General features: G+C 72.9%; 22 protein-coding genes. 8 read left to right on the top strand and 14 right to left on the bottom strand.

Going from position 1 to position 26,146, the window contains the following annotated elements; all coding sequences use genetic code 11:
• Nucleotides 1–107: 107 nt before the first annotated feature.
• On the bottom strand, nucleotides 108–1,145 hold the full coding sequence (locus tag N5I75_RS10985; protein ID WP_476676520.1) for a rod shape-determining protein: 1,038 nt from the start codon (nucleotides 1,143–1,145) through the stop codon (nucleotides 108–110).
• A 294-nt stretch (nucleotides 1,146–1,439) separates the two neighbouring features.
• Here N5I75_RS10985 and N5I75_RS10980 point away from each other — a divergent pair, with 294 nt between their 5' ends.
• The gene (locus tag N5I75_RS10980; protein WP_476676519.1) at nucleotides 1,440–5,132 is read left to right on the top strand and encodes a S8 family serine peptidase; all 3,693 of its coding nucleotides are present in this window, start codon (nucleotides 1,440–1,442) and stop codon (nucleotides 5,130–5,132) included.
• Nucleotides 5,133–5,512: 380 nt separating this feature from the next.
• Nucleotides 5,513–6,409, top strand: a complete 897-nt coding sequence (locus N5I75_RS10975; RefSeq protein ID WP_476676518.1) for an LLM class flavin-dependent oxidoreductase — start codon at nucleotides 5,513–5,515, stop codon at nucleotides 6,407–6,409.
• Between the two features lie 274 nt (nucleotides 6,410–6,683).
• Here the strand turns inward: N5I75_RS10975 and N5I75_RS10970 are convergent, their stop codons facing one another.
• Together N5I75_RS10970 and N5I75_RS10965 are read right to left on the bottom strand one after the other, a co-directional pair.
• Complete coding sequence (locus tag N5I75_RS10970) at nucleotides 6,684–8,072, bottom strand: carboxyl transferase domain-containing protein (RefSeq protein WP_476676517.1); 1,389 nt, start codon at nucleotides 8,070–8,072, stop codon at nucleotides 6,684–6,686.
• Entirely contained in the window at nucleotides 8,065–9,522 is a 1,458-nt protein-coding gene (locus tag N5I75_RS10965) for an acyl-CoA synthetase (RefSeq protein ID WP_476676516.1), read from the bottom strand. The genes N5I75_RS10970 and N5I75_RS10965 overlap by 8 nt, the downstream gene beginning before the upstream one ends.
• A 198-nt stretch (nucleotides 9,523–9,720) precedes the next feature.
• Here N5I75_RS10965 and N5I75_RS10960 point away from each other — a divergent pair, with 198 nt between their 5' ends.
• From N5I75_RS10960 to N5I75_RS10950, 3 genes are all read left to right on the top strand, one after another.
• A complete protein-coding gene (locus N5I75_RS10960; RefSeq protein WP_476676515.1) occupies nucleotides 9,721–10,452 on the top strand; it encodes a FadR/GntR family transcriptional regulator in 732 nt (243 codons plus the stop codon).
• Nucleotides 10,453–10,565: 113 nt separating this feature from the next.
• Nucleotides 10,566–10,850: a DUF4190 domain-containing protein gene (locus N5I75_RS10955; RefSeq protein ID WP_476676514.1), complete on the top strand. Its 285-nt coding sequence runs from the start codon at nucleotides 10,566–10,568 to the stop codon at nucleotides 10,848–10,850.
• A gap of 283 nt (nucleotides 10,851–11,133) precedes the next feature.
• Nucleotides 11,134–12,324, top strand: a complete 1,191-nt coding sequence (locus N5I75_RS10950) for an MFS transporter (RefSeq protein WP_476676513.1) — start codon at nucleotides 11,134–11,136, stop codon at nucleotides 12,322–12,324.
• Nucleotides 12,325–12,331: 7 nt separating this feature from the next.
• Here the strand turns inward: N5I75_RS10950 and N5I75_RS10945 are convergent, their stop codons facing one another.
• Nucleotides 12,332–12,733, bottom strand: coding sequence for an ATP-binding protein (locus N5I75_RS10945; RefSeq protein ID WP_476676512.1), 402 nt, complete (start codon nucleotides 12,731–12,733; stop codon nucleotides 12,332–12,334).
• A gap of 202 nt (nucleotides 12,734–12,935) precedes the next feature.
• Here N5I75_RS10945 and N5I75_RS10940 point away from each other — a divergent pair, with 202 nt between their 5' ends.
• Together N5I75_RS10940 and N5I75_RS10935 are read left to right on the top strand one after the other, a co-directional pair.
• The gene (locus N5I75_RS10940) at nucleotides 12,936–13,754 is read left to right on the top strand and encodes a helix-turn-helix domain-containing protein (protein WP_476676511.1); all 819 of its coding nucleotides are present in this window, start codon (nucleotides 12,936–12,938) and stop codon (nucleotides 13,752–13,754) included.
• An 8-nt stretch (nucleotides 13,755–13,762) separates the two neighbouring features.
• Complete coding sequence (locus tag N5I75_RS10935; RefSeq protein ID WP_476676510.1) at nucleotides 13,763–13,978, top strand: DUF397 domain-containing protein; 216 nt, start codon at nucleotides 13,763–13,765, stop codon at nucleotides 13,976–13,978.
• On the opposite strand, the gene N5I75_RS10930 is transcribed toward N5I75_RS10935, so the two are convergent.
• From N5I75_RS10930 to pgfA, 10 genes are all read right to left on the bottom strand, one after another.
• Nucleotides 13,941–14,528, bottom strand: coding sequence for a hypothetical protein (locus N5I75_RS10930; protein WP_476676509.1), 588 nt, complete (start codon nucleotides 14,526–14,528; stop codon nucleotides 13,941–13,943). The genes N5I75_RS10935 and N5I75_RS10930 overlap by 38 nt on opposite strands.
• Nucleotides 14,506–15,336, bottom strand: coding sequence for an FkbM family methyltransferase (locus N5I75_RS10925; RefSeq protein WP_476676508.1), 831 nt, complete (start codon nucleotides 15,334–15,336; stop codon nucleotides 14,506–14,508). The genes N5I75_RS10930 and N5I75_RS10925 overlap by 23 nt, the downstream gene beginning before the upstream one ends.
• Nucleotides 15,333–15,542 carry a Trm112 family protein gene (locus N5I75_RS10920; protein WP_476676507.1) on the bottom strand — a complete coding sequence of 70 codons (210 nt, stop codon included), beginning with the start codon at nucleotides 15,540–15,542 and terminating at the stop codon, nucleotides 15,333–15,335. The genes N5I75_RS10925 and N5I75_RS10920 overlap by 4 nt, the downstream gene beginning before the upstream one ends.
• Nucleotides 15,532–16,488 carry a DMT family transporter gene (locus N5I75_RS10915; protein ID WP_476676506.1) on the bottom strand — a complete coding sequence of 319 codons (957 nt, stop codon included), beginning with the start codon at nucleotides 16,486–16,488 and terminating at the stop codon, nucleotides 15,532–15,534. Before N5I75_RS10915 ends, N5I75_RS10920 begins: the two co-directional genes overlap by 11 nt.
• Before the next feature lie 6 nt (nucleotides 16,489–16,494).
• On the bottom strand, nucleotides 16,495–17,226 hold the full coding sequence (locus N5I75_RS10910; RefSeq protein WP_476676505.1) for a class I SAM-dependent methyltransferase: 732 nt from the start codon (nucleotides 17,224–17,226) through the stop codon (nucleotides 16,495–16,497).
• A complete protein-coding gene (locus tag N5I75_RS10905) occupies nucleotides 17,223–18,506 on the bottom strand; it encodes a condensation protein (protein WP_476676504.1) in 1,284 nt (427 codons plus the stop codon). Before N5I75_RS10905 ends, N5I75_RS10910 begins: the two co-directional genes overlap by 4 nt.
• Nucleotides 18,503–22,714 (bottom strand): alpha-(1->3)-arabinofuranosyltransferase, encoded by a 4,212-nt coding sequence (locus tag N5I75_RS10900; RefSeq protein WP_476676503.1) that lies wholly within the window; start codon nucleotides 22,712–22,714, stop codon nucleotides 18,503–18,505. The genes N5I75_RS10905 and N5I75_RS10900 overlap by 4 nt, the downstream gene beginning before the upstream one ends.
• Nucleotides 22,711–23,448, bottom strand: coding sequence for a class I SAM-dependent methyltransferase (locus N5I75_RS10895; RefSeq protein ID WP_476676502.1), 738 nt, complete (start codon nucleotides 23,446–23,448; stop codon nucleotides 22,711–22,713). The genes N5I75_RS10900 and N5I75_RS10895 overlap by 4 nt, the downstream gene beginning before the upstream one ends.
• Complete coding sequence (locus tag N5I75_RS10890; RefSeq protein ID WP_476676501.1) at nucleotides 23,445–24,671, bottom strand: glycosyltransferase family 4 protein; 1,227 nt, start codon at nucleotides 24,669–24,671, stop codon at nucleotides 23,445–23,447. Before N5I75_RS10890 ends, N5I75_RS10895 begins: the two co-directional genes overlap by 4 nt.
• A 176-nt stretch (nucleotides 24,672–24,847) precedes the next feature.
• On the bottom strand, nucleotides 24,848–25,861 hold the full coding sequence (gene pgfA, locus N5I75_RS10885) for a cell envelope lipid trafficking protein PgfA (RefSeq protein WP_476676500.1): 1,014 nt from the start codon (nucleotides 25,859–25,861) through the stop codon (nucleotides 24,848–24,850).
• A 113-nt stretch (nucleotides 25,862–25,974) separates the two neighbouring features.
• Here pgfA and N5I75_RS10880 point away from each other — a divergent pair, with 113 nt between their 5' ends.
• Nucleotides 25,975–26,145 (top strand): hypothetical protein, encoded by a 171-nt coding sequence (locus N5I75_RS10880; RefSeq protein ID WP_476676499.1) that lies wholly within the window; start codon nucleotides 25,975–25,977, stop codon nucleotides 26,143–26,145.
• Nucleotide 26,146: the final 1 nt, after the last annotated feature.

The raw sequence follows: 26,146 nt of genomic DNA, 5'->3' as shown, positions 1-26,146 counted from the left end.
CTGGCCGCATGGCGGCGTCTGCCTCGTTCGGTTGCACGGTGTGTGCGGCTTGTGCGTGGCTGGTCGCGCAATTCCCGGCGCCCCTGGCGGGGCCGATTTGACCCGGGTCAGCTGCCCGTCGGGTCCAGGACCATTGGCTGGATCTTGCCCTCCATCATCGCGCCGAGGCCCTGGACCGCGCACACGTCGGGGCGTTCCGCGGTGCGGACCGGCATGCCCGTCGCCTCGCTGAGCATCGCGTCGAGGCCGGGGAGGCGGGCCGAGCCGCCGACCATCATGATGCCGCGTTCCGCGAGGTCGGCGACGAGGTCGGGCGGGCAGTCGCGGAGCACCTTGCTGATGCCGTCGAGCAGGCCGGTCAGCGGGGTGTAGATGGCGTCGCGGACCGCCGCCGTCTCGACTTCCACCGAGCGGGCCAGGCCCGTCGTCACGTCGCGGCCGTGGATCTCGGTGCGCTCGGGGCCGTGCGGGGTCAGACCGTTGCCGCGCAGGGCGAGTTGCAGGGGGCGGACGGTCTGCGAGGGGAGCAGGAGCGCGTGCTGCTGGCGCAGGTGCTGGACGACCGCCTGGTCGACGGCCTCCCCGCCGACCGGGACGCGGACGGACGTCACGATCGCGCCCAGCGAGAGCACCGCGATCTGCGTCGATGCCGTTCCGCAGATGATGACCATGGTGGCTTCCGGCTGTTCGACCGGGAGGCCGCAGCCGACGGCCGCCGCGATGAGCGTGTCGACCATCTCGACGCGGCGTGCGCCGAGCCCGACCAGTGTCTCCACCGCCGCGCGTCGCGCCAGCGGGTCCGCGTCGTGCGGCGTGCAGATCGCGGCGCGCAGCCGGGGCTTGCGGCGCAGGGCGCGGCGGAGCTTGTCGCCGAGGAGGTGGCGGAGCATCCGCTGGGCCATCTCGATGTCGACGACGCTGCCGCCGCAGATGGGGCGGACGACCCGGATGTGCTCGGGCGTGCGGCCGGTCATCTTCTCGGCGAGTTCACCGACCGCGATGAGCGCACCGGTGCGGGTGTTGACCGCCGCCGCGCTCGGCTCGTCGACGGCGAGGCCGAGGCCCTTCACGTAGACGCGGGTGCGCGCGGCACCCAGGTCGACGGCGAAGTGGCAGCGATACAGCTGCTCCAGACTGACGGTCATGGCAGATCCTCCCGAGAGCGCAGACCGTGGACGGGGTCGCGGGCGCGGCCCTTTTGGCAGCGTGCGGGCAGGTTCGCGATTCCGCGCGCTGGACTGGGCCGACAGGGGCGGGGCCGAACGGGTGAAAAGTTCGATGAGCCGACCGGCCCCGGTCTCCGGAAGGCGGCCACTGGCGGGAACGTGCCAGGGCAGATTTCCGCCAGCTCCCGGTAACTCCCCTGCAACACAAGCGGCTTGAGACTCTTCTGAGCACTCGGGTGACCCCCGATCCGAGGCCTACGAAGAGAGGCGACGATGACCAGAGGACCTGCCGCGAGACGCGGCGCGGCCCTGCTGTCGGCCGGCATCGCGTGCGCGCTGCTGCCCGCCGGTGGCGCGCAGGCCGCCCCCATGCCCGTACCGCACGCGAAGGCGAAGGCGGTGAAGGCCGCGGGTGCCGCGCACACCGTGACCCTGGTGACCGGCGACAAGGTGACCGTGACGGAGCTGGGCGGTGGCAAGCGGACCGTCACCGTGGAGCGGGCGCGGGGCGCGACCGGCGCCGTCCGGACCCAGGTCGCGCACGGCGACATCAGCGTCGTACCGGACGAGGCCCGGCCCTTCCTGGCCGCGGGCACGCTCGACGCCCGTCTGTTCGACGTCAGCGAGCTGATACGCCAGGGCCTCGCGGACGGCAAGGCCGACGCGACGCCCCTCATCGTGACCTACGGCAGCAAGGCCGAGGCGCGCAGCGCCCGCGCCGTCCCCAGGGGCGCCGAGCGGACCCGGACACTCGCCAGTGTTCGTGGTGCCGCTCTGGAGGCCGACAAGGGGCGGACCTTCTGGGACGCCGCGACGGACGGGAAGAAACTGGCCGACGGCATCAGCAAAGTGTGGCTCGACGGGCGCGTCGAGGCCGACATGGCCGAGAGCAACGCGCAGATCGGCACCCCGGCGGCGTGGGAGGCGGGGCTCACCGGCAAGGGCGTGAAGGTCGCCGTCCTCGACACCGGGTACGACGCCTCCCACCCGGACCTCGCCACACGGGTGACCGAGTCGAAGTCGTTCATCGAGGGGGAGGAGGTCGCCGACCGGCACGGGCACGGCACGCACGTGGCCTCGACCGTCGGCGGGTCCGGTGCCGCCTCCGAGGACGGCAAGGAGAAGGGTGTCGCCCCGGGCGCCACGCTCGCCGTCGGCAAGGTGCTCAGCGACGCGGGCTCCGGCACCGAGTCGCAGATCATCGCCGGTATGGAGTGGGCCGCCAGGGACGTCGAGGCCAAGGTCGTCTCCATGAGCCTCGGCTCGGACGTGGCCAGTGACGGCACCGATCCGATGTCCGCCGCCGTCAACGCGCTGTCCGCCGAGACCGGCGCCCTCTTCGTCGTCGCCGCCGGGAACACCGGCGCGCCCAGCTCCATCGGCTCGCCCGGCGCCGCCGACTCCGCGCTCACCGTCGGCGCCGTCGACTCCGCCGACCAGGCCGCGTACTTCACCAGCCAGGGCCCGCGCATCGGCGACAACGCCCTCAAGCCCGACGTCTCGGCGCCCGGCGTGAACATCCTGGCCGCGCGCTCCTCGCTGGCGGCCGAGGGCGAAGGCCCGTACACGGAGATGAGCGGTACGTCGATGGCGACGCCGCACGTCGCCGGTGTCGCCGCGCTGCTCGCCCAGAAGCACCCGGACTGGACGGGCGCGCAGCTCAAGGACGCGCTCATGTCCAGCAGCAAGGAGCTGGCGGACGCCTCCGCCTACGCGCTGGGCGCCGGGCGGGTCAGCGTGCCGGACGCCATCGGCGCGCAGATCACCGCCACCGGCAGCGCCGACCTCGGCTACTACGCCTGGCCCTACGAGGAGAACAAGCCGGTGACGCGGACCGTCACCTACCGCAACTCCGGGGACACCGACGTTTCGTTGGATCTCGCCGTGCGGGGCGGCGGTGCCGGTGTCGCCACGCTCGCGGACAGCGCGCTGACCGTTCCGGCGCACGGCACCGCCTCCACCAGTGTCACCGGCGACGGCGCCAAGGCGGCGGTCGGCGAGCTCAGCGGGCAGATCGTCGCGAGCGCGGGCGGCAGGACCGTCGCGCACACGGTGTTCGGCCTGGTGAAGGAGGAGGAGCGGTACACGCTGACCGTCCATGTGAAGGACCGGTCCGGCGCTCCCACCGCCGCCGACTTGGCGGTGCAGCGGCTCGCCGCCAATACGGACCCGTTCCCGGCCGCGGTCGACGCGTCCGGGACGCTGAAGCTGCGGCTGAAGCCGGGCTCCTACCACCTGGAGTCCTACCTCGACGTGCGCGGCAGCCACGGGAAGGACTCGCTCGGGCTCGGCTACCTCGCGGAGCCGGAGGTGAAGCTCGACCGCGACCGCGAGGTCACCCTCGACGGGCGGCAGCTGAGGGAGATCACCGCCGACGTCGGGCGCACCACGGAGACCCGGCAGCTCGTCATGGAGGCCGACCGCAAGGCGGGCGGCGCCGACTACATGAGCGCCGTGCAGCTCCCGGTCGCGTACGACAGTGTCTTCGCCGCGCCGACGGGCAAGGTGGCCGAGGGCAGCTTCGAGTACCGCACGGTGTGGCGCCTCGGGAAGCCGACGCTCCAGGTCGACGGGGTGCGCGAGGCCACCGTGCAGGCGGGCGGCACGCTCGTCGAGGGCCGCAGCCGCCTGCGGGTCGTGGACGCGGGGGACGGCACGCCCAGCGACTATACGGGCAAGGACGTGCGCGGCAAGGCCGTTCTCGTGCGCCGCACCGACGCCGTCGCCTCCGACCAGCTCGCCCAGGCCGCACAGGACGCGGGCGCGAAGGCGCTGTTCGTGACGGACGACGCGCCGGGCAGGCTCAGCGCCTGGTTCGGTCCCGAGGACGGCAGCGACCGGCCGCTGCAGATCGCGTCCGTCGACGCGGCGGGCGGCGCCACGCTCGCCGGGCTGGCGAGGAAGGGCCGCACCCTGTCGATGACGGGCACGCGGTACACGCCCTGGGTGTACGACCTCACCGACGAGCACAAGGGCGGCGTGCCGAGGGGGAGCCTGGAGTACCGGCCCGGCAAGCGTGACCTGGCCGTCCTCGACACGAAGTTCCATGCCGTGAAGCCGCAGGACGGGGGCGAGTTCCGGTACTCGATCACCGACACGTTCCCGGTCGGCCTCGGCTTCCTGGAGAAGATCGCCTACCCGGCCGAGCGCACCGAGTACGTCTCCACGGGCGCGGGACAGACCTGGCACGAGTCCGTGCAGACCGGCCCGACCGACCTGGAGCAGCGCAGCGGCCTGGTCACGTACGAGGGCGGTACGCGGACGGACCTCGACTGGTTCAAGCCGGTCTGGCACCCGTGGCTCGGCACCGGGCTCGGCTGGGGGCAGCAGCGCTCGGGCAACTCGCTTCAGTTCAACACACCTGGCTGGGGCGACTCCGGGCCCGACCACACCGGCTTCGGCGACGCGTGGAGCAGCGAGACCAACGGCATCGACCAGTACACGTCGGTGTCCGTGGACGGGGTCCAGGTCGACCGCAAGAAAAGTTCGGGTGTGTACGTGTGGGACGCCGATCCGGCCGAGCACACGTACAAGGTCGCCACGGACACCACGCTCGACCCCGCGCGCTGGGAGCTGTCGACGAAGGGCCATGCCGAGTGGACGTTCCGGTCGGCGGCGACGCCCGACGACCGGTGGACGTATCTGCCGCTGATCAACCTCGGTTTCGACATCGACACCGATCTGGCGGGTGACGTACGGGGCGGCTCGCGCGTCCCGGTCGGGATCTTCGGCGAGTACGTGAAGGACGCGGCCGGTACGGGGACCATCGGCGCGGGCCGGCTCGAGGTCTCGTACGACGACGGCCAGAGCTGGCGGCCGGTGGCCCTGAGCGGGCGCGGCGCCTCGTGGAAGGGGAGCCTCAGCGTTCCGCGGCACGCGGAGTACGTGTCGTTGCGGGCGTCGGCCAGGGATGACAAGGGTGGGTCCGTGACCCAGGAGATCATCCGGGCGGTCGGGGTGAAGTAGCGCCAGTACGCGGCCGAGCCCGGTGCGGAGCAGTGCCGCGCCGGGCTCCGGCATGTCAAGGGGTGATACGACGTCGTCCGGGATGCGGACCCTGGGTTGTGGTGGGGGCGGGGCCCGGAAAGGATGCGGGCATGGCCCCCGTACTCGTCTCGCGTCGACACGTTGATCTGCTGCGTGTCGCGACGATGCTCTGTCGGGCCTCCGCGCGTCGCCGCACGGCCGGGTGCTGAGACCTCCCGCTGGTCGCTGAGGTACTCCCCGGCCCGCTCGTCCGCCCGCTCCGCAGCGGCGTCCTCCCGTCGCCCTGACGCGCCCGCACCCCGTGTCTCCGCGGGGGTGCCGCGCTGCCCTTGCCACCCTGTCGTAGGCCCGAGGTGCCCATGTCCCAGAACGTGCCGTCGCTGCATTGGTTCCTGCCCGCCGGAGGCGACCGGGGTGACACGGCCGGGCCCGTGCGGGTCGCGCGCGCCGCCGAACGGGCCGGGTTCGCGTCGCTGTTCGCGCCGGTGGGGCGCGGGCGCGCGGACCCGTGGCACCTGCCGTCCGTGCTCGCCGGGCGGACGGAGCGGATCGGGTTCCTGGTCGGGGTGCGGGCGGGGTCGGTCAGCCCGACGCTGCTCGCGCAGCAGGCGGACGCGTTCCGCCGGTTCACGGGCGGGCGGCTGCGGCTGAACGTCGTGACGGCCGACGACCGGGCCGAACAGCGTTCTGCGGGCGAGCAGTTGGCCCACGACCAGCGCTATGGCCGCACGGATGAGGTGCTGGCGGTGGTGCGGGATCTGCTCGACGGCAGGCGCATCGACTTCCAGGGGCAGCATGTGCAGGTCGAGGGCGCGCGGCTGACCGATCCAGCCGTCGAGCACAAGGTGCCGCTGTATCTGGGCGGCGTGTCGGGGGCCGCGGAGAACCTTGCCGCGCGGCGCGCCGACGTCCATCTGCTGTGGAGCGAGTCGGAGCAGTCCCCTGCGGAGGTCGCCGCCCGGGTCGCCCGGGTGCGGGACCGGAATCCGGGGTTGCGGTTCGCCCTGCGGCTGTCCGTCGGGGCGGGCGTCCGGGACCACGAGGGCGCTGCCCGGCGTCTGCGCGCGTACTGTCTCGCGGGCGTCGACGAGTTCGTGCTCTCGGGTGGCACGGACGCGGACGACGCCCTGCGGGTGGGGGCGGAAGTGGCGCCGCGATTGCGGGAGTTGCTCGCCGAGGATGCGGCGGGCGGACATGCGGCGGCGCCGCCTCCCCGTGGGACCGGGGGAGGCGGCGCCGCGCTGGTGTCCGACTGAGTTACACCAGCCAGCCGACGAAGTGGACGAGGCCGGCGAGGATGTCGGTGAGCAGGTTCATGGTGAAACGTTCTCCTTGCGATGGTGCATGTGCGTGTGCACGTGTGTGTGGGACAACACCCCGGCTTCGTTTGGGACATGAGCCGGGTGCGCGACAACTACGGTCTGCAGCCCGTTGCTTGCGCACCGTAAGCATCGTTGGTCACTCGTGCCTCATGCAATTTTTGGCGGAACGATCACCTGTTCGTGGGAACAACTGCGCGCCTGTTCGTTTCTAGATCATGGGACGCACGGCCGGCGGCGGCGGCCCGGCGATGCCGCGTACGACGCCCAGGTCCAGCAAGTCCTGTGGCGTGATGCGGAGTTGTCCGGCGGTCTCCGGGGCCTGGTCGGCGGGCCGTTTGAGGATCGCGGCGGCCAGTTCGGGGGCGATCACCGAGAAGTACGCGTCCGGCGCCACCCATGTGCGGCCGGGCGCGGCGAGCGCCAGTGCGCCGCCCGAGCCGCCCTCGCCAATGACCAGGGTGGTCACCGGTACCGGCGACTCGGCGAGCGCGAGGAACAGTTCGGCGATGGCCGCGCCCGCGCCCGCCCGCTCGGCCGCGTCGCCGCTCGCCGCGCCGGGTGTGTCCACGAGCGTGAGTACGGGGATGCCGAGGCGGCCCGCGAGCCGGACCAGACGGGTGGCGGTGCGGTAGCCGGCCGGGGTGGTGGCGGTGCCGCGCTGGGCCGCATAGGCGAGGGTGCGGCTCTGGCCGGGCGCCTGGTGTGTGCCGAATCCGCAGATCATGCCGTCGTCCGCGCCGCCCGCGCGGTCGCCCCGCAGGGCGAAGCGGTCCGTGAAGTAGGCGTCCAAGTAGGCGTCGGCGCGCGGGCGTTCGGGGGCACGGGCGCGTTCGACCGCCTCCCATCCGATGGTGGGGAGGTCGGTGCGGCCCAGCGCGTACGGGACGGGCGCCGGGGCCGCCGGGGCCGCCGGGGAACCGGGCGGCCGGGTCAGCAGACGCAGGCGGTGGCCGAGCGCGGCGCGCAGCTCGTCCGGGGCCACGACCGTGTCGACGGAGCCCGCCTCCCACTGCGCCTGCGCGGTGTACGCCGCCGGGTCCGCGTCCGGCGGCCGTACCCGGGACCCGGCGAACCCGATCTGCGCGCCCGGCAGCGCGAGGGTCAGGTCGGCGCCCGCGCCCAGGGTCGCCCAGCCGCCGCCCGTCGTCGGATCCCGTACGACGGCGATCTGGGGCAGCCCGGCGGCCCGGGTCAGCGCCGACTGCCGCGCCACGCGCTGGAGTTGGGTCAGCGCGATCATGCCTTCCTGCATCCGGCTGCCGCCCGTGGCGATGAGCGGGACGACGGGCAGGCGGTGCGCGCGGGCGTGGACGTGGGCGGCCTCGATACGGTCGCCGGTCTCCTGGCCGAGGGAGCCGCCCAGGTACCCGAACTCGAAGGCGAGGACGACGGCCGGGGCTCCGTCGATCTCGGCGGTGCCGATGACGACGGACTCCGCCTCCCCGGTGCGTTCGGCGGCACGCGCCCGGGAGTCGGCGTACCCGGGCCAGCGGAGCGGGTCGGGGCGTGCGGGTGGGGGCGGGGGCGGGAGTTCGTCGAGGGTGCCGGGGTCGCAGACGGCGGCGAGGACGGATCGCGCGCCGGAGCCGTCAGTCATGCGGAAGCGCCCGCTTGAGGATCTTGCCCATGTCGTTGCGGGGCAGCGCGTCGAGGTGATGGACCGTACGGGGCCGCTTGTGCGGGGCGAGGCGGGCGGCCACGTGGTCGGCGAGGGCGGCGTCGCTCGGCGGGTTGCCGGGGTCGGCGGGGACGATCCAGGCGACGACGCGTTCGCCCAGGTCGGCGTCGGGAGCGCCGGTGACGGCGGCCTCCTTGACGCCGGGGTGTTCCAGGAGCGCGTTCTCGATCTCGCCCGCGCCGATCTTGTAGCCGCCGCTCTTGATGAGGTCGGTGGCCTTGCGGCCGATGATGCGGACATAGCCGTCCGGGTCGCGCACGGCCATGTCGCCGGTGCGGAACCAGCCGCCCGGCGCGAACGCCGCCGCCGTCGCGTCGGGCCGGTTCAGGTACTCCAGGAACAGGTTGGGCCCGCGCACCTGGATCTCCCCGACGGCCTCCGGATCACCGGCCGGTACCTCGGTCGTCCCGTCGTCCTCGGTGAGCCGCAGCTCCACGCCCAGCAGCGGGACGCCGACCGTGCCGGGGCGCGGCTCGCCGTCGGCGCGGACGCTGGTGTTCATCAGCGTCTCCGTCATCCCGTACCGCTCGACGACGCGCTGACCGGTGGCGGCGGTGATCCGCTCGTGGTCGTGGACGGGCAGCGCGGCCGACCCGGACACGAGGAGGCGGGCCGAGGCGAGCGCCTTCGCGAGCGCCGGGTCGGAGGGCAGCGTCTCCGCGATGCGGTGGTACATCGTCGGGACGCCGAACAGCATCGTCGCCCCGGACGCCAGCTCGCGCGTCACCCCGTCCGTGTCGAACCGGCCGAGGTGGCGCACCGCGCCGCCCCTGCGCAACGGGCCGATGACGCCCAGGATCAGTCCGTGCACGTGGAAGAGCGGCAGCCCGTGCACGAGCGTGTCGCGGTCCGTCCACTGCCAGGCGTCGCGGAGCGCGTCGAGCGTGGTGGAGACGGCACGCCGGGGGAGGACAGCGCCCTTGGGCGGGCCGGTGGTGCCGGAGGTGTAGACGATGAAGGCGGGGGTCTCGGGGTCGGTGGGTTCGGCGGGGAGTGCGGAGGGTCCGTGCGGTTCTGCCTCTACGGTGATGTCGATCCGGTTCAACTCGGCCAGCGCGGGCGGGAGTTCCGTGCCCGGCGCCGCGAGGACCGCGTCGGGTGCGCTGTCCGCCACGATGTGCCCCAGCTCGCTCCCGCCCGACTTCGGGTTGACCGGAACGGCGGCGACCCCGGCGAGCAGCGCGGCGACCACGCCGACGGCGGTCTCCAGGGTCGGCGTGGCCCACACGGCGACGCGCGCCGAGCCGCTCAGCCGGGCCGCCAGGGGCGCGGCGGCCGCCGCCAGTTCGCCGTAGGTCAGGGACCGGTCGCCGAAGCGCAGGGCCGGGCGGTCGGGGGTGTCGGCCAGGGCCGGGAGGAGTCGGGACACGTGAACGCTCCTGATCTGCAGCGGATGGTCCGGCGGCGAATTGGTTCAGTGGCTGGGGCTGGGGCTGGGGCTGGGGCTGGGTCGGTGGCTGCGATTGGTTCAGTGGCTGAGCCAATCCGAGCGTGCCGTCTGGCAGGCGCCCACGTCAAGGACGTACGCTGCCGGGCACACGACCAGGGCTGAAAGGGGTAGGCCGAGGTGAGCGACGCACTGCGGCCGATGGCGGCGCGCCCGCGCCTGTACGAGCAGGTGCTCGACCGGCTGCGGACGTACGTCGCCGAGGGCGGCCTGCGTGCGGGCGACCGGCTGCCGACCGAGCGCGACCTCGCAGCGCGTCTCGGGGTGAGCCGCGCCTCGGTCAAGCAGGCCATCGTCGTCCTGGAGGTGCAGGGCCTGGTCGAGGCGCGGCACGGCGGCGGCACGTATCTGATGCGGGACAGCCTCGACACGGTCGTCGTCGAACCGGTGGAGAGCCTCGTCGCCCGCAAGAAGCGGCTGCCTGACGTCCTTGAGGCGCGCGAGGCGCTGGAGACGAAGTTGGCGGAGCTGGCGGCGGAGCGCCGGACCGATGCCGACCTCACCGCGCTGCGTGCCGCCCTCGACACCATGGCGCGCGACATCGAGGCGGGCGGCCTCGGCATCGAGGGGGACCGGCTGTTCCACGCGGCGGTGACGGCCGCCGCCCACAGCGCGCTGCTCGCCGCGTTCATGCGGGAGATCGACGAGCCGATCGCGGAATCCCGCACCGAGTCGCTGCGCCAGCCGCGCCGGCCCGGCCGCTCGCTCGCCCAGCACCGGGCGATCCTCGACGCCATCGAGGCGGGGCAGGGGCGCCGGGCGGCGGCGGCGATGCGCAGGCATGTGCGCTCGGTGGCGAAGGTGCGGTTGCTTGAGTGGGAGCCGGAACCGGAGGAAGGCGCACCGGAATAGGAGGTTCCGCTTAATCTCGGAATTCGGGTCGCGTGTGCGCCGAATTCCGGGGCACCCGGAGGGTCGTAACGACGTTCTGCGAATCGATCAAATCGATCTGAGGGGTGTGGACCATGTCGGCCTACGGTAGCCGTCCTGCTGCTTCTTCCGGTACCCGGACGAATGGCCTCGCGATAGCCGGACTCGTATGCGGCATCGTCGGACTGTTCTTCCTCAGCTTCATTCTGGGACCGCTCGCGATCATCTTCGGCGTGCTCGCCCTCAAGCAGAAGGCCGCCAGCGGCGGTGCGGGCATGGCCAAGGCGGGCCTCATCCTCGGCGTCATCGACGTGGTCCTCTTCATCGTGCTGATGATCGTCGCGGCCAACGGCGGGTTCAGCTGGTACGTCGGCGGATGACCGTGGACCGGTGAACGGACCGGGCGGGAGCGAAAAGCACCGGACGGAATGCGTGTGGCAGTACGCGCATTCCCTCCGGTGCTTTTTCGTGCCGTCTGGGTTAAGGTCGAGCTGAATTCTTACTCGTACTCGTACTTCTGCCCGGTGACGAAGTCGGCAAGAGGCGTGCGTCCCCGCCTCATGCCCGCACTGGACGGCTCCAGGCGCGCTCACGGGTCGGCACATTCCGGACGCCGGCGACCCCGGGTGAGCGCGTCCCGCCGGGCGGCGAAAGGGACGCGCCGTGCCGTCGGCGAATCAACGGACTTACAGGGATCTTTTCGGTGTTCCGGGTGCGGCCGCCTTCTTCCTCAGCGGCGTCGTCGGGCGCGTCGGGCTCGCGATGACCGGGGTCGGCATCGTCTGGCTGGTGCACGCGCGGACCGGGTCGTTCGGGGACGCGGGCTTGGTGACGGGCTGTTTCGCCGTCGCGGACGCGGCGGGCGGGCCACAGGTCGGACGCCTGGTCGACCGGTTCGGGCAGACGCGGGTGCTGCCGTGCGCGCTGGTGGTGCACGCGGGGGCGATCGGGTTGCTGTTCGCGGGCGGTGACCTCGTGACCGTTCTCGGGGCGACCCTCGCGGGGGTCAGTCTTCCGCAGCTCAGCGCCCTCTCCGCGGCCCGCTGGTCGACGCTGCTTCGAGGCACTCCGCACGAGTCCGCGCTGCCCCGCGCCTACACCCTCGAAGCGCTCGCCAACGGCGTCTCCTTCCTCGCGGGCCCGGCGCTGGTCAGCGCGGTCGGCGCCGCCGGGTATCCGCGCCTCGGCAGTCTGCTCGCCGCGGTTCTCGTGGTCGGTGGGGGTCTCGCGCTCGCCGCGCAGCGGCGTACCGCGCCACCGGTCGCGGGGCGGGCGGAACGCCGGGGTGCCGGTCGGAGTTTGTTGCGGCCCGCCTTCGTCCGGCTGGTCGCGCTCAACGCCGCGCTCGGCGTCTTCTTCGGTGCGATGCAGGTGTCGGTGACGGCGTACGCGGTCGGGCGCGGGACGCCGGATGTGGCGCCGGTGCTGTATGCGGTGTCCAACTGCACCAATTTGGTGGGGGGTTGGGTGTACGGGGCGCGGTCCTGGGGTGGGGCGTCGCCGGAGCGGCAGCGGGCGTGGGCGGCGCTCGGGATGGCGCTGGCGTCCGCGCCGTTGACGGTGGTGGACGGGGTGCCGGCCGTGGCGGTCTGTCTCGCGTTGACGGGGCTGGCGGTGCCGGTGCTGCTGGTCGTCTTCTCCGTCCTCGCCGAGCACACCGTGGAGCGCGCCGTCCTGACCCAGGCGTTCACATGGCTCGGGTCCGCCAGCGCGGCGGGATCGGCGGGGGCCGCTGCGCTGGCCGGGCGGGCGGTGGACGGGGCGGGGCCGCATGCCGGGTTCGCGGTGGGGGCGGTGGCTGCGCTGGCGATGGTGGTGCTTGCCGGGCGTGGGCGGGGGCCACGGATGAAGTGAAGGGCCCTTACGCGGCTGCCAGTTCGCACCACACGTACTTGCCCCGGTTCGCCCCGCTGCCCAGTGCGTGCCAGCCCCAGTCGCTGGCGCACGCCTTGACCAGCATCAGGCCCCGGCCCTCCTCGGTGTCCCACATGTTCGCGCAGGGCGGGTCGGGTGGTTCCGGGGCCGTGTCCCACGCGCCGAGGCGCAGTACCCCGACCGACCATCGGACCCTGAGCGCGGCCGGGCCCTTCGTGTGCCGTACGGCGTTGCCGACCAGCTCGGCGGCGAGCAGCTCCGCGACGTCGACCAGGCGGATCAGGCCGTGCATGGTCAGGATCAGGCGCAGAGTGCGACGGCTCACCGTCACTGCGCGCAGGTCGTTGGGGATGTAGAGGGAGTACTCCCAGGGTTCGGTTTCGGGCATGCGATTGCTCCGCTCGGTTCGATGGAGGGTGGCGGCGGTCCGGGTCCCGGGAACCCGTAGAGTGTGCGGCGCGTCACTGACGGTAGACCTAACTTTTTAAGGTCTGCAAGCGGGACGCGTAACATCACCCCGAACGAGGGGTGACAGTCAGCAGGTTGAAGGGACCGCTTTGGCGCTCAGGAGCGAACCGACGGCCCGCCAGATGCGTCTGGCAACCGAGTTGCGCAGGCTGCGCCGGGCGGCCGGTCTGACGTCGCGCGAGGCGGCGGCCCTGCTCGGTGTGAGTTCCGCGCAGATCAGCCAGATCGAGTCGGCCCTCGCGGGCGTGAGTGAGAAGCGGCTGCGGCTCATGGCGTCGCATTACGCCTGCACGGACGAGCAGTTGATCAGCGCGCTGGCGACGATGGCGGGGGATCGGACCCGGGGTTGGTGGGAGGAGTACCGAGGGGTGCTCCCTACGTCGTTCATGGACGTCGCCGAGCTGGAGCATCACGCCACGCGTCGGCGCGACGTCGAGCTTCTGCTCATTCCGGGGCTGCTTCAGACGGACGACTACGCGCGAGCAACCTTCGCCTCACGAATCCCCGCGATACCTGCGGAGCAACTGGAGTCACGCGTGCAGCACCGTATGCGGCGCAAAGTGATTCTGGACCGGCCTGTTCCCGTTCCGTACGACGCCGTGATTCACGAAGCGGCGCTTCGCATCCGGGTGCGTGACCGGGCAGTCGCCCGAGCGCAATTGACGCGACTGCTTGAAGCGTCCGAAATGGACCACATCAGCGTCCGCGTCATCCCCTTCGACCTGGACGGGTTCGGCGGAACGTGGAGCGCGATGATGTTGGCGGAGGGAGCGTGCCCGCGGCTGGACACCGCAGTCAGGGACGCCCCCCATGGCGTTGCGTTCATCGATTGCGAGGCGCAACTTACGGTTTTCCGGGCGCTTTTCCGTAAAGTGGAGGCAGTGGCACTCGAACCTGAGCGCTCCCGGGACTTCATCCACGCACTGGCGAAGGAAGTGTGAGGGACACCATGGCCCGCACCTGCATCTGGCGGAAGTCGTCCTACTCGGGCGGCGGAGACGGCAACAACTGCGTGGAGATCGCTGATCAATCCACTCATGTGGGCATCCGCGACTCGAAGTCCCCGGGGCGCGGAACCCTGGCCGTCTCCCACGGCGCCTTCACCGCACTCCTCGGTGCCCTGAAGGTCACACCTCCTGCCAGCGCTGCAGCAACCCCCATGTGAACTCCGCCCGCACCCGGCGTGGCGTACCGGAAATGTCATCCGGGGCCATGAACTCCAGGCCCCAGCGCGTGGGCGCCGAGCCCTCCAACGGGCGGGCCGGGGCGAACGCTCGGGCCGCCTCGTCGACCGTGCAGGACCACGGGGTCAGGTCGGCCAGGGTACGCAGGCGCGGGCCTGGGACGCCCGGGGTGCGGATCAGCCACTCGTTCCAGACCGAGCCCGTCGGGGCCAGGAGGACCTCGAAGCGGAGGTCGGGCCAGAGCGGGACCGGCCAGAGAAGGGCCTCGCAGGTCAGGTCGCCGATCTTGCGGGCGAGGCGTTGTTCCGGGGCGCCCAGGATTGAGCGGTACTGAGAGACCCCGGAACGCCCGCCCCGGGCATGCCGCATCGCCTGCCAGCGGCGATTCGCCTCGCGCATGTCGGCCACCGAGACGCCCAGGTCGGCGCGGGCGGTCTCCACCAGTTCCGGGTTGTGGTCGGCCATGCGGCGCAGCAGGACCAGTTGGAAGTGGAGGGGCGTGAACGGGTCAGCGGCTGGCATGTTTCCCATGGTCGCGCACCGGTGTCGGTCCCGGGCGGCGGCCTTCCGGGAGGAACAGGACCGAGTTCACGTAGCGCGGGCGGCGGGCCGTCGGGGTCAGGGCGCGGCGCAGCAGACCCTGCGAGGCGATGTGGGACGTGCCGTGCTGGTGGGTCTGGAGGTCGAAGTCGGTGAGACGCAGCCAGTGCGTCGCCGGGAGGACCCAGCCCTCGTAGCCCTGTGCCCGCAAGTGCGCCACCACCGGGGCGATCGGTTGGATACGGGTCTCCAGCTCGACGAAGAGGGCCGGGCGGTCGCGGTGGAGGAGCACACTCGCGCCTCGTAGGACCGGGAGCTCCGCTCCGTCCACGTCTATTTTGATGAAGTCGACCTCGCGCAGCGACAGCTCGTCCAGCGTCACGCACCGCACCGTCTGCGGGGTCCGTGCGTGCAGGCCCTCCCTCCTGACCAGGGACGAGACACCGCGTTCGCCGCGCTCGTCGTCGGGGGGTTGCCACAGCGGCGCGGCGCCGGGGCGGTCGCTGGCGGCGGCGCGGACGACCCGGACGTTCGGCGGCGCGGAGGCGGCCAGCGTGCGGGCCAGGTGCGGGACCGGTTCCAGAGCGACCACGCGTCTCGCGCGGGCCGCCAGACGGTGTGTCCACGGGCCGTACCAGCCGCCCACGTCGATCGCCGTGCCGCACTGGCCGCGCGGGGACGGCAGCATGTCGGACAAGCGGGCCAGTTCGGGTTCGAAACGCGGGTAGAGGGCTCTGGCCGTCGCCGCGGTCAGACGGGGCGGCAGGTAGGGGCCGAGGCGGGCCGCGAGGGTGGTCATGTCTCCAGGTCCTTCAGGAGCCGCTCGTGCTCGTCCTCGGGCAGTTGCTCGCCCGACGACGGCAGCAGTTGCGGGATGCCGTCGACGATCGGGTAGCGGCGGTGCAGGCGCGGATTGTAGAGCGCGGACCCGTCCGGGAGCAGCAGCAGCGGGCCCTTGTCGAGGGGGCAGGCGAGGATGCGCAGGAGCGGGTCGTCAGGGCTCATGGGGTTCTTGGGGCTCGTGGGGCACATGAGGGAGCAACTCTCTCGGGGGAGGGATGGGAGCGGGGACGGGCCGCGGGTCGTGTTTCGGCATCAGCAGGAGCACCGCCACCGCGAGCGCCGTCCCCGCCACGCGCAGAGCGACCCGCAGCGGCTCCGACGGCAGTGACTCACCGAACGCCACCGTGCCGAGCACCGCCGTGAACACGCAGGTCACCGTCGTGCACACCGGCACGATCAGCGAGGCCCGGCAGCGCTGCAACGCCGCCTGCGACATCACAAGGCCGAACGCGCCCGTGCACAGCAGCAGATACGGATACGGAGTCCTGAACAGCGCCGGGATGTCCGGAAGGGCCCCGGACACGCCCTTGATGGCCAGGGAGCTGACCCCGTAGAGCAGGCCCACCGCCACCCCGTACTCGACGCCCGACGTCGGCTGGCGGTGCCGGTGGCCCGCCCTGCGCTCCGCCGCCGCGTACAGGTACAGGCCCGCCGCCAGCGACGGCAGGCAGACCGTCAGGATCAGCGGGGCCGGGGCGCCGCCGCCGACCGTGTCCCGGTCGTGGCCGGTGTCGCGCAGCGAGAGCACCACCATCAGCAGGGCCAGCAGGATGCCGGCGATGGCGTACCGCTCGCGGACGGACGTGTGCTCGCCGAGCATCCGGGAGGAGAGCAGCAGCAGGAGCACCAGGCCCGCGATGAAGATGCCCTGCGCCGCCGCGATCGGCAGGGTCCGGTACACCACCAGTTGCGCGCCGAAACCCGAGGCCAGGGCGAGGGAGCCGACCAGCCACAACGGGCTCGTCACCACCTGGCGGAGCAACTGCGCCGGGCGGCGCACGCTGACCTCCGGCAGCCGGGTCAGGGCCCGCTTCTCCAGGACGAAGCCGACGCTGTACAACGTGTTCGCGAGCAGTGCCGCGCCGACCCCCCATGCCACGGCGGGCATCGCCCCTCACGTCCTTCGGGCGTGCAGGAGGAGGATCGAGGCGAGCGACGGCGCCCCGCAGGCCAGGCGGTCCAGGGGGCGCAGCACGCGGGGCACCCCGTGGAAGGGCGCGCCCGTCACCCGTACGACCTCGAAACCCGACGCCCCGACGAACTCGCACAGCGCGCGCCGCGTGTACAGGCGCAGGTGGCCCACCACTTCCGTGCCGGGGCGGCCGTGCACCGCGCGCAGGCTCACCTCCGAGAAGACGGGCTGTACGCCGGCCAGGAGCAGTGCCCGGTTGTACCAGGCGGCGAGGTTCGGGGTGGAGAGCATCAGGTGGCCTCCCGGGCGCAGGACCCTGCGGAGTTCGTCGAGGGCGGCGTCGGGGTCGACGAGGTGTTCCAGGACTTCGGAGAAGAGGACCGCGTCCGCCGATCCCGACGCGACAGGGAGGCCCCCTCCCGTGAGCTCGCCGCGAACGACGTCCGGTATGCGGCGGGCCGCTCGGCGCAACGCGTCCTGCGACCAGTCGACGCCGATCAGGCGATGGCCCGGCAGCAGGCGGGCCACCGTCGCCGCCGCGCTGCCGTCGCCGCAGCCCACGTCCAGGATCGTGGCGTCGTGGGTGCCGGTGAGGGTGGCGGCCAGGGCGCGGGTCTGGCGCAGGGTGCGGGGGGCGCCGGAGGCCACGGGGACTTCCGGGTTCTCGTAGAAGTCCCGGAGGCCGTTGCGCGGCGGCGGCTTCGTCGTCGTCATCGTGCTTCCTCCTGTGTCGCGTGGAGGTGGTGCTCGAACAGGTCGCGCAGACGTGCTCCGTCGCCGTGGCTCAGGAGCGTGAGCGACCAGCGCAGGGCCAGGTGGAGCCGGCCCGCCGTGGACGCGGTGGTCACCGTCAGGCCGCGTGGCATCCGGGCCGGTGCCGAGAACCAGACGGCGCTCGCCCGGCCGCCGTCGCCGAAGTCCAGGGGGTACGGGACCCGGCCGATGTTGCTGAGCAGCGTCGTGGAGGTCCAGGGGGCGGCGGCCGTGCGCAGGGCGCGGGTGGCCGCGGCGCGCCACGCCACGGGGGCGTAGGGGGCGGTCAACAGGGCTGCTCCGTGGCCTAGTTGCGGGCGGACGAGTGATCTCAGGGCCGCTGTGCGTTCGGCGGTCAGGCGGAGGAGGGTTGGGGTTTCCTCTCGCAACTCGGCCAAGGAGAGGGGCACTTCCACCAGGCGCGTGCCGTTTCCGATCGGCATCGTCGCGTCCCGGGGGCGGTCGTCCACCGGCATCGTGATGCGCAGGGGGCGGCGGGGACGGAGTGCGCCGTGTTCGTCGTTCCAGTCCGCGACCGTGCGGGCCGTCGCCACCATGAGCTGGTCGTTCACCGTGTACGGGGCGCCCTTCGGGCGGTGCGGCACCGCCAGTTCGCAGACCAGCATGCCGTTGCCGGGACGTGCCTCGGGCCTGCCCGGGGCGACCCGTGCCGGGCGTGCCCAGGAGGACGGCAGGTCCGGTGGGGGCGGTCTGCGGGTCGGCGGGGGCGCCGGGGGTGGCGGGGTGTTGTCCCGGCCGCCGTAGAGGTTCGCCGCCGTCGCCAGGACGCGGAGGCAGGCCGGGCCGTCCAGTGCGGTGTGGTTGATGGTGAGGAACAGGACCGAGTTGCCGGTCTCCGGGTGCGGTACGCACTCCAGGCGTACGGGTGGGGACGTCGTCAGGGGCGGGGCCTCGGTCAGGGCGCGGGTGCGAGCTTGCTTCAGCGCGGTTGGGCCCGGTTCGGGGAACGACACCGGGGGGACGTCCGGGGCGTTTGTCAGCTCCCAGGTGTAGCGGCGCGTGTACCAGTGGCGGGGGGCCTCTCGCATGAGGATGCGGGGGTGTGTGCGCAGGGCCTGGTCGAAGGCGGCGGTCAGTCTGGGCGGGTCCAGGTGGCCGGTGAGGTGGATCTCTATGTGGACCGTTTCGGGTTCGTCGTGTTGTTGGCAGTGGCGGGCGATTTCGTCGACGGTCGGGAAGGGGTGGGTTGTGGTGGTGCGCGGGGTTGTCGTGGCTGTCATGGCTGGGGCCCCTTTTCCGTGGCGCTCCGGGCCGTTGTGGACGTCTCGGGGCTCCGCCCCGGACCCCGCTCCTCAATCGCCGGAGGGGCTGAATTTTCGGGGCTCCGCCCCGGACCCCGCTGCCTCTCGTACAAAGGCGGGGCTCGGTGTGTCACCAGCGCCGCGAACAACCCCGCCAGCGCCAGCACCTGCGCCACCCCGCTGAACGCCCCCTCCCCGTCCCGTACCGGCGCACCCGAACCCGTCGCCGCCACCACGCCCGCCGCCGTCATCGTCAGGAACGCCAGCGGTACGAGGAGCGTGTGGCGTTTCCAGGCCAGGAGGGCCAGGGCCGGGACCAGGGCCGCCCAGGGGCCCGCGATCACGATGCCCACCGCCGTGAGGACCAGCGTGCCGAGGATCCAGCCCGGGGGCGGCGGAGGCGCGGGGCGCTCCACCGGGTCGACGGGGTGGCGGCGCCACAGTGCCAGGGCGATGAGCAGCACCAGCATCGCCGCGCTCACGATCAGCCCGACGTCGTAGCTGGTCGCGGGCTGGTAGGAGAGTTTCACCGTGCCCGCCGCCCCCTCCGGGATCAGCCACGCCTGTTGCCAGCCGTCCAGGCGGAGGCTGGAGAGTTTCTTGCCGTTGAGGGTCGCGCGCCAGCCGTCGTTGGCGTTCTCGTACGTCGTCAGGTACGTGGCCTCGCCCGCGCCCACCCGCACCTCGCGGTGGTCGCCGAGCCAGTCCTCGATGGTGAGGTCGCGGGCGGCGGGCGGGACGGCGTCCGTGTCGGCGCCCGCGCGGGTCAGCGTGATGCTGGTCGGTGCCAGGGGGCCGCGCCTGTCCGTGCTGAGGGTGTGGGGTCCGGCGGTCAGCGTGAGCCGGTCGCACAGGGTGAGGGCGACCGGGCGGCGCTCCGTCAGGTCCGCGAGGGTGCCGCGGGCCGAGGTGCGGTGGCGGACGCCGTCGATCGTGACCGTCGGGCCCTTGCCGCACGGGAGGCTGAAGCGCCGTTCGGGCGTGGGCTGTCGTACCCGGTACGCGTCGAGCGCGGGGATGTACGCCTCGGTCAGGCCCACCGGGAGCTGGAGGTCCTCGTCCGCGACCGGGTTGTGGAGGGTGAGGGGTGCGGTGTCCGTGATGGTGATGTCCAGGCGGTCGGTGGTGATGGGGGCGAAGTTCGCCACCCCGTTCTCGTCCACCCCGGCGGTCGCGGCGCCGTCCGGGGAGCTGATCTCGATCCGCTCGGGGCGGCTGGACAGGCCGCCGGCCGCGGGCAGGACCACCTGGGAGACGGGCCACTTGTCGGGCCAGCGCAGATGGATCGTCGGCTCGTCGCCCGCGATCCAGGCCGTGGTCAGGTCCCCGTCCGTGAGGTTGCGCGGCGTGGTGTTGGGGCCGATCCGGGCCGTGGAGTCGGCGGTGGCCGTGATGGCGCGGCGCTGGTCGGGGGCGACGGAGTAGAGGAGTTCGTCGAGCGCTTCCGTCGGGGCCGGGACCGCCGTCGCCTCGAACGTGAAGGGCGCGGAGGTGGACGTCGTGAAGGCGCGGTGGATCGACGGGGCCAGGTCGGTGAGGGTGAGGGAGCCGTCGCCGGTCGCGCGGCGGAACGTGTACTGGTCCGCCTCGTCCGAGTCCGCCGGCAGTTGCAGCGCGCGGGCCACCCGTACGCCGGGGACGCTGATCTCGGCGAAGCCCGCGCCGGTCAGGGAGGGGCGCCGGGCCTGCGTGTCCAGGATCTCGACCTTCAGCCATCTCGCCTCCCCGGCTGGTGCTTCGACGCGCTGAGGCTTGCCGTTCGGGAGGATGTCGGACGTCACGCTGTCCTTGTCCGTCTCGATCCGGATGCGGGTGGGCGCTGCCCGTACCTGCTCCTGCGGGAGCGGTGTCACCCGGAGCGTCGACGGGATGCGGGTCGGGCGGGTGAACTCGACGCGGACCCATGCGACGTCCGCCGAGTCCGCGGCGCCCGCCGTCCACGCGGTGTCCGGGTCGCCGTCGAAGGCGTTCACCGGGTCGAACTGCGGGAGGTGGAGCAGCCAGTTGCCGCTGGAGGACGCGGTGACCGAACGGGCCCCCTCGATCCGCGCGGTGGTCTGATGCGCGAGCCCCCGGGTGGGGAGGATCTGCTTCGGTTTCCCGCCCGGGTTCTCGGCGGCGTCCGGGCTGTTGCGCTCCGTCGGCGTGTACGGGAACGAGGTGTTGGTGTTGACCAGGCCGAAGCGGGTGTCGGCGCGGCGCAGGCCGTCGACCGCCATACGGACGGCCGGAGTGCCGATGCCCGGGTGGTTGTCGCCGGTCAGGACCGCCGGGCGGTTGCGGAGCGCCGGGTCCGCGGAGAGCGGGAGCAGCGACTCGGGGCCGCCGCTGACCTCCGCCGTGGCGCTGACCGGGAGCAGACCCGCCTGGCCTGGACGGCGGGCGTCGGCGGCGGGCGCGTAGATCTCGACCGCACGGGAGCGCGGGTAGATGCCCTCCACCTGGACCGGGGTGTCCTCGGCGATCCGGCCGCCGGTGACGGCCGGGCCGAAGCCGGTGACACGGTGGTAGCCGGACTCGGTCAGCGCCCGCTTGACGGTGGCGGTGGGCACGTAGCCGAACTGGTCCGGGTCCAGGTCGTTGCGGACCACCACGTAGTACAGGCCGCTGCGGCTCAGGAAGTCCTGAAGCCCCGGCACCTCGCCGCCCGACATCAGCGCCTGCTCGATCGCGTCGAGGGCGCGGCGGTTGCCCGGCGTGCCGAACGGGACGTAGTCGCGCTGCGCCCAGCGGGAGTCCGCGAGCACGTCGAGCGGCTGGTCGATGGGGGAGCCCCAGGTGTAGATGCCGTGCGCGGTGGCCGGGACGACGAGGGCGCGCGAGTCCGGGGAGTACTTGTGCAGCCAGTCCGCCGTCGTCTCCCAGTACGTCGGCAGCTTCTGGAACGAGCCGGGCTGGAGGATCGAACCGTTCAGGTACGGCCAGGCAAGGCCCGGCAGGATCAGGACCGCGACGGCGAGCGGGGCGAACCGGCGCCCGCGCAGCGGTCTGGTGCCGCGGGTCTCCGTGGCGATGCCGACGACGTGCGCGAGGCCGATGACCAGGGCGAGCGCGAGGCCCGTCTGGAACTTGTAGATGTTGCGGAACGGAGCCAGGCCGCCGTCCAGCCACGACTGGACCGTCTCGTGGAAGGGCGCGCCCGCCGCGCCCCCGTACCCGGCGAGCGTGACGAGGGCGGCGGCCGTCACCGTGAGCAGCAGCCAGCGGCGCTCGGGCAGGTCGCGGCGGGCGAGCCCCGCGAGGCCGAACGCCGCCGCGAGCGCCGAGCAGACGATGGCGACGGCGGCGGTCGCCACGGTCCAGCCGGCCGGCAGCCACGCCTCGCCGAGGTGCAGATAGGCGACCCAGTTGCCCGCGCCGCGCAGGGACTCCGTCGCCGCCATCGTGTCGGTCGTGGTCCGCGCGTCCTCGATGAAGGGCAGGAAGTTCTCCCCGTACACGCCGAGGAGGAGCAGCGGGACCGTCCACCAGAGGGTCGCCGCGACCACCGACGGGAACCACCAGGCGATCTGCTGCCGCTTGCGCGGGCCCGGCGCGCGGGAGAGGAGGTAGAGGCCGACGGGGAGGAGCGAGGCGAGGGTCGCCGCCGCGTTCACGCCGCCCATGAAGGGGATGAGGAGAGCCGAGTGGACCGCCGAGACGCGCGGGGACCTGCGGGCGTCGGCCAGGGGCAGCAGGACCCAGGGGAGGAACGCGCCGGGCAGCGCCGCCGCCGACGTCGAGCCGATGACGATCGTGTACGTGGGCCACAGCGCGTACGCCACCGCGGCGAGGAGGCGGCTGCGCGAGGTCCCGGCGCCTAGGCGCTCCATGAGTCGGAGGGCGCCCCAGAACGCGGCCGTCACGACGAGCGACATCCACAGGCGTTCGGCCAGCCAGACCGGCAGCCGCACCAGGTCCGCCAGGCCGTAGTACGGCAGCATCGGGAAGGCGTAGCCGATGTACTGGTCCGTGATGCCGCCGAACCCGGCGCGGTCGTGCCAGAGCTGGCCGAGGTCCCCGATGAACCGCCACGGGTCGAGCACGACGCCGAGCTTCGTCTCGAACGTCATCCGTCCCGGGTGCACCGCGCAGAACAGGACGAACAGCACGGCCCAGAACGACAGCAGCCAGCGGCGCGAGCGCGGGCCCGGCTCGGGGTCCGGGTGCGGCGGCGCGGCGGGTGGGGCCTGGACCGTGGTCGTCATGGGGGACACCGCCTGAGGATGAGGAGGAGGTTCCAGGTGACGAACTCGCGCACCCCGGGCACGCGCGCGACCGCCTCCGTGAGGAACGGCCAGTAGCGCGAGCGCGCCGTGACGACCGCCACGTCGTCCCGGGCGCGGACGTGGCGCAGCGTCGGGCCGATGTGGTGGACGAAGAGGTTCACGCCGAGGGTGTGCTTGGGGGCCCGGCCGGTGCGGCGCCGGTAGCGGGCCTGCGCGCGGCGGGCGCCGAGGTAGTGCCAGGGCGCCCATTCGTGGCCGCCCCACGGCGAGAGCCAGTTGGTGAACGAGACGTAGATGAGGCCGCCGGGGCGGGTGACACGGACGAGTTCGCCGAGGAAGGTGTCGCGGTCGGCGACGTGCTCCAGGACGTTCGAGGAGAACGTGACGTCGGCCGCCGCGTCGGCCAGCGGCAGCAGGTAGCCGTCGGCGACGACCGTGGACGGCGGCGGGTCGGGGCCGAACTCGCGCGCGTCCGGCTCGAAGAGGATGCCCTGCGCGCCGCGCTCCCGGAACTCCCGCGTGAAGTGCCCGCTGCCGCCGCCGACATCCACGACGATCTTCCCCGCCACTTTCCCGTACGCCTCGACCTGGTCGGCGGCGTCCCGCGCGAGCAGCGCGTAGCAGGCCGCCGGGTCGTCCTGTTCGTGCAGGAAGGCCCGCAGGAGTGCGAGGGACCGCCCCGTCGAGGGGTCCCGGAACCCGGCCGGGGTCATGGCCCCGGACCCTTGTGCCACCGCTCGGCCACGCCACGTTCGGCCACGCCACGTTCGGCCACGCCACGTTCGGCCACGTCACGTTCGGCCAGGCCACGTTCGGCCACGTCACGTTCGGCCACGTCACGTTCGGCCACGCCTCTCACCGCCTCCGCCGCCACTGCCCTGAACTGGCGGACCGTCTGGGTCCAGCGGTAGGCGGAGGCGCGTTCCTCCGCGGCCTTGCCCATCAGTTCGCGGCGGCGGGTGGAGAGGGCGAGGGTGCACCAGGCCGCCGCGAAGGAGGAGGGTCCTCCGGCGAGGAGGCCGGTCACGCCGTGCTCGACGGAGTCGCGGACGCCGGGCACGTCGAAGCCGACCGCGGGCGTGCCGCGCGCCGCCGCCTCCGTGACGACCAGGCCCCACCCCTCGACGGCCGAGGGGTGCAGGAGCAGCCACGCCTCGCAGAGCAGCCGGTGCTTGTCGGCCTCGGAGACGTGGCCGGTGAACTCGGTGCCGGGGCCCGCGAGGCGGCGCAGGCGGGCCCCCTCGGGGCCGTCGCCGACGATCACCAGCCGGCCGCCGGTCACCGGACGCACCCGTTCCCACAGGCGCAGGAGCAGATCGATCCGCTTGTACTCGACGAGGCGGCCCATCGCCAGGAACAGCGGGTCCGGTGAGCGGTCGGCGCGTGGCCCCGGCTCCTCGACGCCGTTGGGGACGAGCCGGATGCGGTCCTGGTCGACGCCGATGGTGTGCAGCGCGTGCGCGGTGGAGGGGGAGACGGCGACGAGCAGGTTGCGGCGCTGGGCGCCGGACAGCGCCCACTGTTCGAGTCTTCGGCCGACGTGCGCGGCGGGCGCGAGGGGGCCGCGAAGGCGCATCCGCCACAGGTCCGTGTGGACGTGGTTGACCAGGCACAGCGTGGGGCCGCGGTGCCAGAGCGGCGCCAGGTACGGCATGCCGTTGCAGACCTCGACCAGGAGGTCGCAGTCGCCGACCTGCCGGGCGAAGGCCGAGCGGGCCCGCAGGTAGTGCGCGGCCTGCCCGCCCGCCGAGACCACGCGGTAGTCGCGGAAGGCGCCGTGCCCGGCCGGTCCGCCGCACAGCAGCGTCACCTGGTGACCCAGGTCCGTGAGCCCGTCGGCCAGGCGGTCGACGAGCAGCTCGGAGCCGCCCGCGGCCGGGTTGCCGAGGTCGCGGTGGGCGAGGAAGACGATGCGGCGCGGCACGTGCTGGGGCATGGGTGCTCCAACTCGTCACTGAACGCGTGCGGGGGGACGCTCGGCAGGACGCGGTCGGCCGAGCGGGGCCGTACTTGCCGGTTGCACAAGGTGGGGTTCGACAGTTTTCGCCGCGCTGTGCGCCGCGGCTACTCACCCGCGTGACAAGTTCGGCCTCTTTCCGAGCTGACGTGCCGTCACATCATGGTTTTCTCCAGCGCTGTCGGCGACGGGCCGGGCCCGGGGCGCCCCGGCTGCCCGCCCGGCTCGCGCCTGCCCCTCCCGCCCCGTACGACGAACACGGCCCCGGCCACCACGAGCACCGCGCCCAGCGCCCCCGCCACGAGCGGCAACACCGTGCCGAGCAGCCGCAGGAGCTTGTTGTCGTCCCGGGCGAGCGCCACCTGCTCGCGCTGCGTCTGCGGGGTGAAGGCGATCTTCCGGCTGTCCAGGAGCACCGCCGCGTCCCGCACCGTGCCGGGCGCGCGCAGCGTCAGGCGGGGGCCGACGGCCGCGTACACGACCCGTCCGGTGCGCGGGTCCGCGACGAGATCGACGCGGTGGTTGGCGTACCACTCCTCGGCGAGGACCTGCCCCTTGTCGGGCTGCCCGACGATCCGCCCCGGCACCTGGCGCGAGCCGGTCCGGGTGGGGGCGACGCTGCCGACGAACCGGTAGCCCGTGTGGCCCCGCACCTTCGCCTTCCCCGCGTACCGGAGCGGCACCGTCGCGCCGAGCGTGTTGTCCCACCAGGTGTAGGTGCGCTTCTCGACGTCGAAGGGGAACTTCAGGTACGCCTCGCCCGCGAACTCCGGGTCCTCGCCGCAGCAGTGCACCGGGGCGTTGGTCGCGCGGTCGGTGACCCAGCGCTCCTTGGTCCACTGGAGCGCGTCGTGCGGATCGGCGGCGGGCAGTGTCCTGTCCGTGTCGACGGACGTCACCACGTCCCACACGGCCCGGCCGCTGCGCTCGCTCTCGGCGACGTCGCCGCGGACCTGCCGCGTGATCGTCAGCCGCCGGTCCTCGACCGTTCTGATCCGGTCGGTGTCGAAGTAGCTCCCGGTTCCGGTGAACACGGTCGTCACGTCGACGTCGATGCTGGTGCGCTCGGCGCGCGGCTCCACGTACCAGGCGAGCATCCCCGCGAGGACGAGCAGGAACGTGCCGAGACCCACACAGACGAAAGAGGTTTTCGCGGGAGGGCTCTTCATGGGCCGGGAACCGTAGACGCGCCTTGACGGAGTGTCAATCTGCTGTCAAAACTGGGTACTTGACGGTTGGCACCGGGTGGGGACCAGGCCGCTGCAGAGAGGCTGACCCTGCGATGAACCGACTGCTCGCCGCCGCGCTCACCGCGGCCGCCGGAGCGGCGCTCGCCGTCGCCGCCTCCTTCGGCGTGCTCGCGCTGATCAACGCGACCCCGGACCAGCCCAACACCCCGCTCGTGACCTACGAGACCCCGAAGACGCCCGCAAACCCCGGACAAGGGCGCTGAA

The sequence above is a fragment of the Streptomyces sp. R818 genome (genome assembly GCF_056172735.1).
This window is presented reverse-complemented; position numbering and strand designations above follow the sequence as displayed.